General features: G+C 61.5%; 15 protein-coding genes and 2 pseudogenes. 7 read left to right on the forward strand and 10 right to left on the reverse strand.

Annotated features, from left to right (window positions below):
* The first annotated feature begins 246 nt into the window (after positions 1-246).
* On the forward strand, positions 247-1,269 hold the full coding sequence (locus CAF79_RS06310) for a transporter (RefSeq protein ID WP_085606510.1): 1,023 nt from the start codon (positions 247-249) through the stop codon (positions 1,267-1,269).
* 250 nt (positions 1,270-1,519) lie between these two features.
* Positions 1,520-3,133, forward strand: coding sequence for an inorganic phosphate transporter (locus tag CAF79_RS06315; protein WP_085697104.1), 1,614 nt, complete (start codon positions 1,520-1,522; stop codon positions 3,131-3,133).
* A gap of 25 nt (positions 3,134-3,158) precedes the next feature.
* Here the strand turns inward: CAF79_RS06315 and CAF79_RS28685 are convergent.
* Positions 3,159-3,308, reverse strand: a pseudogene (locus tag CAF79_RS28685) (LysR family transcriptional regulator); the annotation flags it as partial.
* Between CAF79_RS28685 and CAF79_RS06320 the strand changes: the two are divergent.
* Positions 3,309-4,397 (forward strand): annotated as a pseudogene (locus tag CAF79_RS06320) (inorganic phosphate transporter); the annotation flags it as partial.
* A 25-nt stretch (positions 4,398-4,422) separates the two neighbouring features.
* On the opposite strand, the gene CAF79_RS06325 reads toward CAF79_RS06320, so the two are convergent.
* Positions 4,423-5,319, reverse strand: a complete 897-nt coding sequence (locus CAF79_RS06325; protein WP_085697105.1) for a LysR family transcriptional regulator — start codon at positions 5,317-5,319, stop codon at positions 4,423-4,425.
* 120 nt (positions 5,320-5,439) lie between these two features.
* Between CAF79_RS06325 and CAF79_RS06330 the strand changes: the two genes are divergently transcribed.
* On the forward strand, positions 5,440-6,195 hold the full coding sequence (locus tag CAF79_RS06330; protein WP_085697106.1) for an SDR family NAD(P)-dependent oxidoreductase: 756 nt from the start codon (positions 5,440-5,442) through the stop codon (positions 6,193-6,195).
* Between the two features lie 58 nt (positions 6,196-6,253).
* Here the strand turns inward: CAF79_RS06330 and CAF79_RS06335 are convergent, their stop codons facing one another.
* Positions 6,254-6,691: a multidrug/biocide efflux PACE transporter gene (locus CAF79_RS06335; protein ID WP_085697107.1), complete on the reverse strand. Its 438-nt coding sequence runs from the start codon at positions 6,689-6,691 to the stop codon at positions 6,254-6,256.
* 88 nt (positions 6,692-6,779) lie between these two features.
* Here CAF79_RS06335 and CAF79_RS06340 point away from each other — a divergent pair, with 88 nt between their 5' ends.
* Positions 6,780-7,634 (forward strand): LysR family transcriptional regulator, encoded by an 855-nt coding sequence (locus CAF79_RS06340; protein WP_085697108.1) that lies wholly within the window; start codon positions 6,780-6,782, stop codon positions 7,632-7,634.
* Position 7,635: 1 nt separating this feature from the next.
* On the opposite strand, the gene CAF79_RS06345 is transcribed toward CAF79_RS06340, so the two are convergent.
* Entirely contained in the window at positions 7,636-8,472 is an 837-nt protein-coding gene (locus tag CAF79_RS06345) for a LysR family transcriptional regulator (RefSeq protein ID WP_085697109.1), read from the reverse strand.
* Positions 8,473-8,583: 111 nt separating this feature from the next.
* Here CAF79_RS06345 and CAF79_RS06350 point away from each other — a divergent pair, with 111 nt between their 5' ends.
* Positions 8,584-9,309 (forward strand): SDR family oxidoreductase, encoded by a 726-nt coding sequence (locus tag CAF79_RS06350; protein WP_085697110.1) that lies wholly within the window; start codon positions 8,584-8,586, stop codon positions 9,307-9,309.
* A gap of 122 nt (positions 9,310-9,431) precedes the next feature.
* Here CAF79_RS06350 and CAF79_RS06355 read toward each other — a convergent pair whose 3' ends face one another.
* The 3 genes from CAF79_RS06355 to CAF79_RS06365 are packed head-to-tail and all read right to left on the reverse strand — an operon-like array spanning position 9,432 to position 11,464.
* A complete protein-coding gene (locus CAF79_RS06355) occupies positions 9,432-10,661 on the reverse strand; it encodes an RNA polymerase sigma factor (RefSeq protein ID WP_085697111.1) in 1,230 nt (409 codons plus the stop codon).
* Positions 10,654-10,998, reverse strand: coding sequence for a YciI family protein (locus CAF79_RS06360; protein WP_007951101.1), 345 nt, complete (start codon positions 10,996-10,998; stop codon positions 10,654-10,656). The genes CAF79_RS06355 and CAF79_RS06360 overlap by 8 nt, the downstream gene beginning before the upstream one ends.
* A gap of 40 nt (positions 10,999-11,038) precedes the next feature.
* A complete protein-coding gene (locus CAF79_RS06365; RefSeq protein ID WP_085697112.1) occupies positions 11,039-11,464 on the reverse strand; it encodes a nuclear transport factor 2 family protein in 426 nt (141 codons plus the stop codon).
* 141 nt (positions 11,465-11,605) lie between these two features.
* Between CAF79_RS06365 and CAF79_RS06370 the strand changes: the two genes are divergently transcribed.
* Positions 11,606-12,091, forward strand: a complete 486-nt coding sequence (locus CAF79_RS06370) for an N-acetyltransferase (RefSeq protein ID WP_085697113.1) — start codon at positions 11,606-11,608, stop codon at positions 12,089-12,091.
* 115 nt (positions 12,092-12,206) lie between these two features.
* Here CAF79_RS06370 and CAF79_RS06375 read toward each other — a convergent pair whose 3' ends face one another.
* From CAF79_RS06375 to CAF79_RS06385, 3 genes are all read right to left on the reverse strand, one after another.
* A complete protein-coding gene (locus CAF79_RS06375) occupies positions 12,207-12,695 on the reverse strand; it encodes a GNAT family N-acetyltransferase (RefSeq protein WP_085697114.1) in 489 nt (162 codons plus the stop codon).
* 317 nt (positions 12,696-13,012) lie between these two features.
* Positions 13,013-13,507: a GyrI-like domain-containing protein gene (locus CAF79_RS06380; protein ID WP_085697115.1), complete on the reverse strand. Its 495-nt coding sequence runs from the start codon at positions 13,505-13,507 to the stop codon at positions 13,013-13,015.
* Between the two features lie 68 nt (positions 13,508-13,575).
* Positions 13,576-14,238: a LysE family translocator gene (locus CAF79_RS06385; protein ID WP_085697116.1), complete on the reverse strand. Its 663-nt coding sequence runs from the start codon at positions 14,236-14,238 to the stop codon at positions 13,576-13,578.
* Positions 14,239-14,344 lie beyond the last annotated feature (106 nt).

Here is a 14,344-nt window from a genome sequence, read left to right on the forward strand (position 1 = left end):
GTCCGGCAAGACGTGATTTTTTAACCGGACATCCCTGTCGGCGAACCTTGGCTCTTGGCCGAAGGCGCGCAACCTAACCCATGCGTGATCGGCGTGCCAGAGCCCTTCTTTAGAAATATCCGACCGCCGGTAACGCATTGATTTGACATCATTTTGCTGTCACACAAGTGTCATGTGACATTGCGATGATGCGGCTCAGGTGAATCTGCAAATCCCGCGACAGACGCCTCCTCGCAGCGAGCCTTCATGAACCACAGCCTCGATATCAGTCATCGTGATCCTGACCTGTTCGGCCTGCTTTACGGTTTTCGGTTTCGCCCCGGTGAACGCGGGCGCGAGGTGGATTCGGCGACCGCCCTGCGCTGCCTGCAAGACGACAGCGAGGGCGATGAATTTCTCTGGCTGCACCTGAACCTGGCCCACGCCGCGTGCGAGCGCTGGATGAAAAGCCATCTGCAATTGCCCGAAGAGTTTTTCGAAGCGCTGCACGAAGGCTCGCGCTCGACGCGCATCGAGCATGTCGATTCGGCATTGCTGGCAGTGGTCAACGACGTGGTGTTCAACCTCAGCAGCATGGTGTCGTCGGACGTGTCGACGCTGTGGGTCTGCGTGCGCAGCAAACTGATCGTCAGTGCGCGCCTGCAACCGCTGCACTCGGTGGACAAGCTGCGTTCTTCGGTGAAGTCCGGCGAGTGCTTTCGTTCGCCGCTGGAACTGCTGGTGCATCTGCTGCGTGATCAGGGTGAAGTGCTGACCCAGATCGTGCGCAAGACCAGCATGAGCGTCGATCAGGTCGAAGACGAATTACTCTCCTCGCGACTCTCGACCAACCGCGCCGAACTCGGCGCCAACCGCCGGGTGCTGGTGCGCCTGCAACGATTGCTGGCGCTGGAGCCGGGTTCGCTGCTGCGCCTGCTCAACCGGCCGCCGCCGTGGTTGCAGAAGGAAGACGTGAAGGAGCTGCGCAAATCCACCGAGGAGTTCGCGCTGATCATCAACGACCTCACCGCCCTCGGCGAGCGGATCAAGCTGTTGCAGGAAGAGATTGCCGCCAACCTCAACGAACAGAGCAACCGCACCCTGTTTACCCTGACCGTGGTCACGGTACTGGCGCTGCCGATCAACATCATTGCCGGCTTTTTCGGCATGAACGTCGGCGGGGTGCCGCTGGCCACCGATCCCGAAGGGTTCTGGATTCTGGTGGCGCTGGTGGCAACGTTCACCGTGATCGCCGGGCGCTGGGCGTTTCGCAAGCGACGGGATTATTAAGAGCCGATCTCCTTGTGCCGCTCGTTCCCACGCTCCGCGTGGGAATGCCGCCCGGGACGCTCCGCGTCCCTGTGACGCAGAGCGTCACCTTATGCATTCCCACGCGGAGCGTGGGAACGATCATCAACGATCACCGCCTTCAGATCAGCGGTGAAGCTAAAAACCCAAATACTGATCTATCGCAGATTCTCTGTAATATTTAGCAACGATCATGAGCGACACTCCTTCCCCCGCTCAGGATTGTCCGCCCATGGCTACTCCCTCCCTGACCGCCAGCCCGGCCTCCGCTGCCAGTGGCAGACCGGTCCTCGACAAGAAAACCGGCCCGTTCACCTACGTGGTGTTTTTTGCGGTGCTGGCGATGGGGCTGCTGTTCACCGCCTACAGCCTGATGCACGACATGCACCAACTCGGCACGGTGGTCACCACCTGGACCCCTTTTCTGCTGCTCGGCGTGGCGCTGTTGATTGCGCTGGGCTTCGAGTTCGTCAACGGTTTCCACGACACCGCCAACGCCGTGGCCACGGTGATTTACACCCATTCGATGCCGCCGTATTTCGCGGTGGTCTGGTCGGGGTTCTTCAACTTCCTCGGCGTGTTGCTGTCGAGCGGCGCGGTGGCGTTCGGCATCATCGCGCTGCTGCCGGTGGAGCTGATTCTGCAGGTCGGTTCGTCCGCCGGTTTCGCGATGATCTTCGCCCTGCTGATCGCGGCGATCCTGTGGAACCTCGGCACCTGGTGGCTGGGCCTGCCGGCTTCGTCGTCGCACACGCTGATCGGTTCGATCATCGGCGTCGGCGTGGCCAACGCGTTGATGCATGGCCGCGACGGCACCAGCGGTGTGGACTGGGCCCAGGCGACCAAGATCGGTTACGCCCTGCTGCTGTCGCCGCTGGTGGGTTTCGGTTGTGCGGCGCTGTTGCTGCTGGCGTTGCGCGCGTTCGTGAAGCACCGTTCGCTGTACAAGGCACCAAAAGGCAACACCCCGCCGCCGTGGTGGATTCGCGGTCTGCTGATTGCGACCTGCACCGGCGTCTCGTTCGCCCACGGCTCCAACGACGGACAGAAAGGCATGGGCCTGATCATGCTGATTCTGGTCGGTACGCTGCCGATGGCTTATGCGCTGAACCGCACCATGCCTGCCGATCAGACGTTGCAGTTCGCGGCGGTGGCCGAGGTCACCCAGCAGGCGCTGGTGAAAAGCGCCCCGCTGCCGGCCCCGGCCGATCCGCGTCCGGTGCTCTCGGATTACGTACGCAGCAAGCAAGCCACGCCGCAACTGATCCCGGCCCTTGCTTCCCTGACCGGACACATCGGTGAAGAAGTCAAAGGCTACGGCTCGCTGGCGAAAGTGCCGGCCGAGGCCATGGGCAACGTGCGTAACGACATGTACCTGGCCAGCGAAACCATTCGCCTGATGGACAAGAGCAAGGTCGGTAACTTCGACGCCGATACCACCGGCAAGCTGCAGTTGTTCAAACAGCAGATCGACAACGCCACGCGGTTTATTCCGTTGTGGGTGAAGATTGCCGTGGCGATTGCGTTGGGGCTGGGCACCATGGTCGGCTGGAAGCGGATTGTGGTCACGGTCGGCGAGAAGATCGGCAAGACCCACCTGACCTACGCCCAGGGCGCTTCGGCAGAAACGGTTGCGATGCTGACCATTGGCGCCGCCGACATGTTCGGTCTGCCGGTGTCGACCACTCATGTGTTGTCCTCGGGCGTGGCCGGGACCATGGTCGCCAACGGTGGCGGCCTGCAGATGAAGACCATCCGCAATCTGCTGATGGCGTGGGTGCTGACCTTGCCGGCGGCGATTGTGTTGTCGGGCAGTCTGTATTGGCTGTTTACCCGGATCTTCTGAACACTTCGGGCTTTTGTGGGAGCTGTTAAAGCGTTGAGCGAATCAAATCCCCCAACCAATCCATGAACACCCGAACCCGCAACGGCAGATGCCGCTGCCTCGCGTACAGCAGTGAAATGCCCATCGCCGGCGCGGCGTATTGCGGCAGCACGGTGACGATCTCGCCGCTGTCCAGATCGGTTCGATCATCGGCGTCGGCGTGGCCAACGCGTTGATGCATGGCCGCGACGGCACCAGCGGTGTGGACTGGGCCCAGGCGACCAAGATCGGTTACGCCCTGCTGCTGTCGCCGCTGGTGGGTTTCGGTTGTGCGGCGCTGTTGCTGCTGGCGTTGCGCGCGTTCGTGAAGCACCGTTCGCTGTACAAGGCACCAAAAGGCAACACCCCGCCGCCGTGGTGGATTCGCGGTCTGCTGATTGCGACCTGCACCGGCGTCTCGTTCGCCCACGGCTCCAACGACGGACAGAAAGGCATGGGCCTGATCATGCTGATTCTGGTCGGTACGCTGCCGATGGCTTATGCGCTGAACCGCACCATGCCTGCCGATCAGACGTTGCAGTTCGCGGCGGTGGCCGAGGTCACCCAGCAGGCGCTGGTGAAAAGCGCCCCGCTGCCGGCCCCGGCCGATCCGCGTCCGGTGCTCTCGGATTACGTACGCAGCAAGCAAGCCACGCCGCAACTGATCCCGGCCCTTGCTTCCCTGACCGGACACATCGGTGAAGAAGTCAAAGGCTACGGCTCGCTGGCGAAAGTGCCGGCCGAGGCCATGGGCAACGTGCGTAACGACATGTACCTGGCCAGCGAAACCATTCGCCTGATGGACAAGAGCAAGGTCGGTAACTTCGACGCCGATACCACCGGCAAGCTGCAGTTGTTCAAACAGCAGATCGACAACGCCACGCGGTTTATTCCGTTGTGGGTGAAGATTGCCGTGGCGATTGCGTTGGGGCTGGGCACCATGGTCGGCTGGAAGCGGATTGTGGTCACGGTCGGCGAGAAGATCGGCAAGACCCACCTGACCTACGCCCAGGGCGCTTCGGCAGAAACGGTTGCGATGCTGACCATTGGCGCCGCCGACATGTTCGGTCTGCCGGTGTCGACCACTCATGTGTTGTCCTCGGGCGTGGCCGGGACCATGGTCGCCAACGGTGGCGGCCTGCAGATGAAGACCATCCGCAATCTGCTGATGGCGTGGGTGCTGACCTTGCCGGCGGCGATTGTGTTGTCGGGCAGTCTGTATTGGCTGTTTACCCGGATCTTCTGAACACTTCGGGCTTTTGTGGGAGCTGTTAAAGCGTTGAGCGAATCAAATCCCCCAACCAATCCATGAACACCCGAACCCGCAACGGCAGATGCCGCTGCCTCGCGTACAGCAGTGAAATGCCCATCGCCGGCGCGGCGTATTGCGGCAGCACGGTGACGATCTCGCCGCTGTCCAGATAGGTGTTCATGCCGGTGCGCGGCACCTGAATCAGACCGAATCCTCCCAGGCACGCCGACTCGTAGGCATCGGTGCTGTTGACCGTCACGCTGCCGGCCATCGGCACGCGATGGACCTGCCCGTCCTGCTCGTAGACAAACCCTTCCGAACGCGAACCGAGCACACCGACGTAGTGCACCAGCCGATGCTGCGCCAGATCCTCAAGCGTTTGCGGCACGCCGTAACGCTCCAGATATGCAGGGCTGGCGCAGTTGATCATGCTGAAATCCCCCAGATGCCGCGCCACCACGGATTGATCCGGCTGCGCGCCGACGCGCAGCACGCAATCGAAACCTTCGGCGAGCAGGTCGACCCGGCGATCGGTGCTGCTGATCTCCAGTTCCAGATTCGGATGACGGGCCATGAACTCCGGCAGCTTCGGCATGATCAGCCGCCGCGCCAGAATGTTCGGCATATCGACCCGAATCCGCCCGGTCAGCGACGCTTCGTCCTGACGGAACAGGTTCTCGATTTCGTCCATGTGCGACAGCAGATCCTTGCTGCGCTCGTACAGCGCCAGCCCGTCCTGAGTCGCCTGTACCCGGCGCGTGGTGCGTTGCAGCAGGCGCGTGCCGAGCAGGGTCTCCAGCGCCTGCACCTGTTCGGACACCGTCGAACGCGGCAACCCCAGACTCTCCCCCGCCATCGTGAAACTCGACAATTCGCTGACCCGGACGAAGGTGCGCAGCAGTTCCAGTTTGTTCATGAGCCACCCATTGATTGTTCGGACAATCCGACCAGTGATTCCGGTTTCAGTCTGTTTATCACCTCACGGCGGATAAATAAACTTTGCCCCATCAACCGTCACCGCCAACGAGGAAGACCCATGAACCGCAAAATCGCATTGATCACCGGTGCCAGCCGTGGCCTCGGCATGAACGCCGCCCTGCACCTCGCCGCCCAAGGCGTGGACATCATCGGCACCTACAACAGCCGCGCCGATGAAGCGCAGTCGTTGGTCGCGGAACTGAAAAATCGCGGCGCCAACGCCGTGATGCTGCAACTGGATGTCAGCCGCAGCGAAGGCTTTGCCGATTTCGCCGTGCAAGTCGAACAGGCGCTGCAACAGCTCGATCGTTCGCGCTTCGATTTCCTGATCAACAACGCCGGGATTGGCGTGCATGCGTCCTTCGCCGACACCACGCCGGAGCAGTTCGACCTGCTGATGAACGTGCAGTTGAAAGGGCCGTTCTTCCTGACTCAGCAACTGCTGCCGCTGATCAACGATGGCGGGCGGATCATCAACATCTCCAGCGGTCTGGCCCGTTTCACCCTGCCGGGTTATGCCGCTTACGCGGCGATGAAAGGCGCGATGGAAGTGCTGACCCGCTATCAGGCCAAGGAACTGGGCGCGCGGCAGATCGCCGTGAATATCCTGGCCCCGGGCGCCATCGAAACCGACTTTGGCGGCGGCGCGGTGCGCGACAATTCGGCGCTGAACGCGATGGTCGCCAGCAACACCGCGCTGGGCCGTGCCGGTCAGCCGGATGACATTGGCGGCGCGTTGGCGCTGCTGCTGTCGCCGGGGGCGCAGTGGATCAATGGTCAGCGGATTGAAGCGTCGGGCGGGATGTTTCTCTAAACCCTCAACAAAAACCGGACAAAAAAATCGCAGCCCTCTCAGGCTGCGATTTTTTGTTTCAGCTCTGGCAAGCGTTGCGCATCACCAGCCGCTCGCGCACCACGTCATAACCCCAGTGGTAGATGTAGGTGTACGGCAGGAAAAACAGCAGCACGCCGATGTCGAGCAGGAACGCCTGCCACAGACTGACCGACAGCCACCAGGCAATCAGCGGCACGCCCATCACGATCAACCCGCCCTCGAACAGCAGCGCGTGCGCCACCCGCACCCAGGCGTTGTGCGGGATGTTCCAGCGTTTGAGCATGCGATCGAAGAAGCCGTTGAACACCACGTTCCAACCCAAGGCCAAGAGCGCGATGGCAATGGTGACCGCACCCATTTCGACCAGCGGCTTGCCCATGATCCAGGCCAGCAACGGAGTACAGATCAGGATCGCCAAAAGTTCGAAACCGATGGCCTGGAAAATACGTTCAGTGATGGATTTGTTGGCAGTCATGGCCGAACTCCTCTGTGAAGATGGTTGCCATGATCCAGCACCAAACCGATACTTCAAAACCAATAACCATCGATCAAGGCGATAGTTCATGGCCTCTCAGGAAGTGTTGCTGGCGTTTGTCCAGGCGGCGACTCAAGGTTCTTTTTCGGCGGCGGCGCGCAAACTTGGGCGCAGTCAATCGACGGTGAGTGCGGCGGTGGCCAGCCTTGAGATTGATCTGGACTTGATCCTGTTCGACCGCAGCAGCCGCAAACCGACGCTGACCCCGGCCGGCCACGTGATGCTGCAACGGGCCGAGGCGATTCTGGCGGCCACCAGCCGAATGGAAATGACCGCCCGGCAATTGGCTCAAGGCGTCGAACCGAAACTCACGGTGGCGATTTCCGACACGTATCAGTCCGACCGATTCGAAGCCGCACTGGTGGGGTTCGAGCAGCGGTATCCGGATCTGGAACTGGAATGCCTGATCGCCGAATGCGATGACCTGGTTGAACTGGTGCAGCGCGGTCGGGCGCACCTGGCGTTCGCCGAAATGCAGGACAACTACCCGCCGGATCTGGCGACTGCGACCGTCGCCGAACGCACTGAAATCGCCTTGTTCGCAGGTCGCAACCATCCGTTGGCAACGCAGGAATCCATCGATCAAACAGTCCTTGAACAACATCGCGAGCTGCGCCTGGCCACCATCGTCAATCCCTATGACAGTCGCGGCAAAGGCCGGGTGTGGTCGGCGCCGAGTTATCTGATGCTGCTGGAAATGGCGGAAAAAGGTTTCGGCTGGGCGCCACTGCCGCGCTGGCTGGTGGAGCGCTTCGGCAATGACTTGCTGGTTGAACTGAAGGTGCGCGGCTGGCCGAAACCGGTGTTCGTCGATGCACTGTGGTCGCGGCTGTACCCGCCGGGGCCGGCGGGCAGCTGGTTGCTCAGCAAGATGCTGGAATAGCTCAGGCCGCCTCGATGGCGGCCGGGCGATTGACCTGAAAATACTCGTGCAACCGGCGCATCGTCGGCAACTCCAGCGCCTGCGCCGCGTAACACAATCCCACCCGCCGGGTCGGCGCCGGCAGGTGCAGCGCACGCACGACGATGCACTCGTGCCCGCTGACCAGCGACTGCGGCAACATCGCCACGCCAACGCCCGCCGCCACCATGTGCAACGCCTGTTGCAGTGAACCGGCATGCCCCGCCACGGCTTCCGGCGACCGCCCATAAAGCGCCATCAAGCGCTGATGGGACGGATGTTGCGGACAGGTGATCCAGTCCTCGATCGGCGCCCAGCCGGCCTGCGCGTTGGCCATCGGATGATCAAGGGGCAGCGCCATCACATAGGATTCTTCCCACAGCGGCAGGAACAGTTCGTCCTCGCAGCACATTTCCTCGACCGCCAATCGACCATCGCCGTGACAACCCTCCTCCAGGGTCAGCAGCAGATTGGGCAACGCCTGATGGGCCATGCGCACGAAGGCTTCGATGTGGCTGCCGGCGATGTCGCCCTCGATGCCGAGGGTCAGCGGCGCGCGGTTTTCGCGACCGCGAAACATCCGGCTCAGCGCCTCGGCTTCGGCCACCATCCGCCGCGCCTGCGGGTACAACAATCGCGCTTCGTCGCTGACCTCCACACCACGGGGCTGACGCACGAACAGCGGCGCGCCGAGTTCTTCTTCCAGTTGTTTGATGGTCACCGACAACGTGGGCTGGCTGATGAACAGCCGTTGCGCGGCAGCGGTGATATTGCGTTCCTCGAATACGGCGAGGAAGGCTTTGAGATGGCGGATATCCATAGGAGATTCCGATAGCAGACAGAGGAATAAGGCATTTTTCAGCCTCCAACTGGCTAAATATACTGCGCCACGAATCTGGTTATTTGTTTTTCTTATTTCAGGAGTTCAACCATGGGCAAGCCATTGATCATCATCACCGGTGCCAGCTCGGGCATCGGCGAAGCCACCGCTCGCCGCTTGAGCGCTGCCGGCCATCCTCTGCTGTTGCTGGCCCGGCGCATCGAACGCCTTGAAGCACTGGCACTGCCGAACACCCTCAACCGCCGCGTCGACATCACCGACCGCGCCGCGTTGCTGGCCGCTGTTGCCGAGGCGCAAGCGCAGTTCGGCCCGGCCGATGCACTGATCAACAACGCCGGCGTGATGCTGCTGGGCGAGATGAGCAAACAGGACCCGGCGCAGTGGGACCAGATGCTCGACGTCAACGTGAAAGGTTTGCTCAACGGCGTACACGCGGTGGTGGCCGGGATGATCGAGCGCAAGCACGGCACCATCATCAACGTCAGCTCGGTGGCCGGGCGCAAGACCTTCCCCAACCATGTGGCGTACGTCGGCACCAAGTTTGCGGTGCACGGGTTGTCGGAGAACCTGCGTGAAGAGTTGTCGCCGCATAACGTGCGCGTGATCACGATTGCGCCGGGTGCGGTGGAGACCGAATTGCTGAGCCATACCACGGATGAGGCGATCAAGACCGGGTATCAGGCGTGGAAGCAGGACATGGGCGGCACGGTGCTGAGCGCCGAAGATGTGGCGACGGCGATTGCCTATGCGTATGGGCAGCCGCAGGGGGTTTGTATTCGCGAGATTGTGATGGCTGCTACGCGTCAGCAGGCCTGATCCATTGTTACAGACCTAAATGGCCCCTTCGCGGGCAAGCCCGCTCCCACATTTGATCGCATTCCAATTGTGGGAGCGGGCTTGCCCGCGAAGAGGCCAATATTGCCAACGATCCTTTCGGATCAGTCCAGTGCTTTAAGCCGCCCCTCGATAAACCGCCGCTCCGGCTCCTGCCGCGTCAACTCCAGCGCCCGCGTATAAGCCGCCCGAGCCTCCTCGACCCGCCCCAACTGTCGACAAAACTCCGCCCGTGCCGAATGCGCCAGGTGGTAATCCTGCAGCTCCCCGCGCTGCAGAATCCCCTCGATCAAGGTCAACCCGGCCAGCGCCCCGTCGCGCTTGGCCACCGCCACCGCCCGGTTCAACTCGATCACCGGCGACGGCACCGCCCGCAGCAAAACGTTGTACAGCCCGACGATCTGTGCCCAGTCCGTCGCCTCTGCTGTCGGCGCCTCGGCGTGCACCGCCGCGATTGCCGCTTGCAGGCAATAAGGGCCGAAGCGTCCGGTGGTCAGCGCCCTCTCCACCAAATTGCAGCCTTCGGCAATCAGCTCGGCATTCCACGAACTACGATCCTGGTCATCCAGCAAAATCAACTCACCATCCGGAGAAGAGCGCGCCGACCGCCGCGACTCATGCAGCAGCATCAACGCCAGCAACCCCATGACTTCCGGGTCCGGCAACAACTCCAGCAACAACCGCCCGAGGCGAATCGCCTCGCGGGTCAAATCCTCGCGGGTCACCTGGGCGCCGCCGGACGCCGAGTAGCCTTCGTTGAACACCAGATAAATCACCCGCAACACGCTGTCGAGGCGTTCGGGCAACTCACTCAGACTCGGTACTTGATAAGGGATTTTCGCGTCGCGAATCTTCGCCTTGGCCCGCACGATGCGCTGGGCAATCGCCGCCGGGGCCGAGAGGAATGCGCGGGCGATTTCTTCGGTGGTGAGGTCGCAGACTTCACGCAGGGTCAGCGGCACTTGCGCGTCCGGCGCCAGCGCCGGGTGACAGCAGGTGAAGATCAGGCGCAGGCGATCGTCTTCCACGTCTTCAGCGTCCCATTCGGACTGTTCCAGTTCTTCCAGTTGCGCCAGCAACAATGGTTGCGAGGCCTTGAACCGGGCGCGACGGCGCAACACGTCGATGGCCTTGAAACGCCCGGTGGACACCAGCCAGGTCCGCGGATTGTCCGGCACGCCGTCACGCTGCCAGCGCTCGACCGCGACGAAGAACGCCTCGTGCAAGGCTTCTTCGGCGAGGTCGAAATCGCCGAGCAGGCGGATCAGGGTCGCGAGGATCCGCCGCGAGTCTTCGCGATAGACCTGCTCGACCCGCGCCCTGACCTCAGACATTCAACTGGCGCACGGGACGCACTTCGACGCTGCCGACCCGGGCCGCCGGAATGTTCCCGGCGACCTGAATCGCCTCGTTGAGATCCCGCGCGTCGATCAGGTAGAAACCGGCCAGCTGCTCCTTGGTCTCGGCGAACGGGCCGTCAGTGATCGACAGCTTGCCGTTGCGCATGCGTACCGTGGTGGCGGTCTGCACCGACTCCAGCGCTTCGGCGGCGACCATCCGCCCGCTGCCCTGGATCGACTCGGCATAGGCCCAGCACTCGGCGTCTTCCGGGCTGTCGGGCGATGAATGCAGCAGGCGCTCGTCGCTGTAGACCAGGCATAAATACTTCATGGCGTTCTCCTGAATCGGACGGATCAACTATGGCTGAAGATCAGGGTTTCGCATCGAACAGGGTCGCACCAGTCATCGGATCGAACGGTGCCGACCAGTGTTCGTGGGCAATTTTCCAGGCATCGCCGACCAGCCGATAGCAGGCAGTGGCGCGCATCCAGCAACTCTGGGTTTCGCCTTTTTCATTGGTCCCGCCGCAGTTGGCGACCCAGTGAGCGAAGGCGAGGTTGTCGCCGGTCTCGATGGTGATTTCGTGGAATTCGAAGATGTGCGGGCCGGGGCACATTTCCATGCAGGCGATCCAGTGGGCGCGGTAGGCCTCTTTGCCCTTGAATTGCAGGGCCTTGATCGCATCGAACGAGAGGATGTCGTCGGCGTAAAGGGTCATGACCTTGTCCACGTCCTTGGTCATGACGGCCTGACGGTAGGTGTCGATCACGGCTTGAATCTGCGCTTGCGTACTCATGGGGTTTCTCCCTGGTTTTTGTTGTGAAGACACCCTTAGTCGTTCGGCGATTGGCCGGATCGACAACCGAAACAAAAAATTACCGAAGAAGCCAAAATCGCTAGAATCCGAGGCTCATCTTTGCAGGAAAAGGAAATTCCCGTGTCAGCCCGACTCGTACCTTACGAAAGCCTGAACGCCGCCCAACGCCAACAGGTCGAGGCCATTGAAATCCACCCCGAGCAGATCAAATTCTCCGGCGACATCCACGGCGCCCTGCACACGCTGCTGTCCAAACCCGGCCCAGGCGTGAAGGGATTCGCGCTTTTGGCCGAAGACGTGCCGGTGGCCTTCCTGCTGCTCAAGCGCCCGCCGGCGTTGCCGGAATGGGCCGATGAACACAGCGCCACCCTGCATGCGTTGCAGGTCGATCACCGCGCCCAGGGCAAGGGCTATGGCAAGGCCTGCCTGCTGGCGCTGCCAGAAGTTGCGCGCGAGGCATGGCCGGAAATCAAAGGGCTGGAACTGTCGGTGGACGCCGACAACGACGCCGCGATTGCGCTGTACGCCAAGTACGGCTTCGTCGACAGCGGCGAAGCGTACAAGGGCCGTATCGGTTACGAGCGGCGGATGGGGTTGTTCTTCTAATCGTCTGGGGAGCAACGATGATCGAGAGTAAGGCGCGGGTGCGCGACATGCTCTACCGACCCACCCGTTGATCGTTCCCGCGCTGCGTGAGAACGATCAGGTCAGGGGCTTCTCCTCAGAGGGTCAGGATCATCTCGTGCCACGCCATCCCGCCGTGGTCGGACTCGGACGGTTTGATATAGGCAAAACCGAATCCGGCGTACAGCGGGATGTGCCGCTCCTTGCACATCAGGTGAATCGTTGCCTTGCCCTGCTCGCGCATGCGTTCGATGAATTCACCCAGCAGACGCTTGGCCAGACCCTGGCCCTGATAGTCCGGGTGCACCACCACCGACATGATCACCACGTTAGGCCCGGCCGGGTCGTGGCCGATCAGTTCCTTGAACGCCTCGTCGGACATCTGCACATCGAACGCCGCGCCGGAGTTGATGAACCCGGCCACCTGCCCGTCCACCTCGGCGACGATGAACCCGTCCGGCCAGGTGGCGATGCGCGTGGCGATCTTCTCGCGGGTCGCGGCTTCGTCGCCTTCATAGGCGAGGGTTTCGATGGCGTAGCAGCGGTCCAGGTCGGCGGCGGTGACGTGGCGGATGACGGTGTTCATGGCGGCTCGAAATCAGTGGAAACAAGGCGGCCAAGGATAAAGGAATAAGGTGTTCATATCGATCCGCGCGGGGGGCGTAAAGCCTGCGTATAAGCGCTTTTCTTCGGATTCGGGACGGTCTATTTCTGACGCCTGTCTCTGATCACCCGAGGAGGGAACCGTTTATGAGCAGCGTGGAAATCGGTTTGTTGATGGTGTTGGGCATCAGTGTCTTCGGTTTCATCACCCTGGGCATCGACCTGTTGCGGGCACGACGGATCAAGGGCAAATAAGGCTCGACCGGCAGCGCGAAGCGGGTTCGCGCTGCCGGTTGTCGATCAGGTTTTCTTTTCGACCGGGACACAGATTTCCAGCTTGCCGGTATTGAGCTTCGGGTTGAAGTCGGCGCTGTAGCGCTCCAGCTCCGGGGCGTTGAGCCCTTTGTAATCAGACGCCGGCAGCCAGGTGTTGTAGATGTAGTCAATGGTCTGCGGCAGCTGATCCAGCGTCCCCTTGTGTTCGAACACTGCGTACTGACGCGGCAGGATTTCGATCCACGGATACTTTTCCTGCGGGAAGTCATCCAGCTTCCTGATTTCGACCCCGGCCATGTAATCGAAACCGCCGTTACCGTCGAAATTGCTGCAAACGCCGTAGGTCACCTCGCCCTTTTGACCCGGAATGCTTCCGATGTGCGGGATCAGTTTTTCCCACAGCGCGGAGATGTCCTGAACGGTCTCTTTGGTAAAGCGATCGCGAAAACCTGCAATCAGCAGGAAGTGCCCATGTTCGAAGCGAGGTTCAGCCACTTCGACGCGTTTTTGCTCATCCATGACGCGACTCCTTGAACGAAAAAAGTGGGTTCGGCTGGGAGTATAGAAGCCAAACCCGATTCGCACATTTACAGCGTATGCAGGGCCTCGGCGGCGCCTGAACCGACGAATTCGTTATAACCGGATACGATCACGTAGACCGCGAAATAGCAGAAGATCGCCGCAGATGCCAGGTAGGAATAGCGCAGCAGCTTGTCGCCGAGCAACTTGCCGCCGTGGCTCGCGGCGAAACACAGCCCCGCCGACCACAGCAGCCCGGCGCACAAGAAACCGCCGAGGAACAGCGCCGAGCTCAAAGGACCGCCGCCACCGGAGCGGGCGATCAAGGTGCCGCCGACGGCCGCGAACCAGAGGATGGCGCTCGGCGACGACATGGCGAGAAAAATCCCGCGAAAGAACTCCTTGCGATGGGAGTTCTGCCCGACTTCGGCGGTCGCCGCCAATTGCGCTTCGTGATGAATCGCCGAATGGATCATCTTCGCCGCGAAGTAGATCAACAACGCCGAACCGCCGATCCACAGCACCCAGCGCACGGTTTCGTATTGCAGCAGAACGGTCATCCCGGCCAGCGCCAGCACCGCGTAGATCAGGTCGCCGACGCAGGTGCCGAGGCCCAATGCGAAGCCCTGAAAATAGCCGCGCTGCATGGCCAAAGTGATCATGGCGATGTTGGCCACGCCGATATCCAGGCACAGCGAAAGGCTCAGCAAGAAGCCACTGGTGAATTCCATTAACCGTTTTCCTTGGGAAAAAATTGTTGTCGTGCACGCTGGACAGTCAGCCATCGCTGCCCTTATCTTCCGCCACAGGTCACCGCAGTGACCAGCGTCGCTCGGA

The sequence above is a fragment of the Pseudomonas sp. B26(2017) genome (assembly GCF_002113045.1).
Classification (GTDB): domain Bacteria; phylum Pseudomonadota; class Gammaproteobacteria; order Pseudomonadales; family Pseudomonadaceae; genus Aquipseudomonas.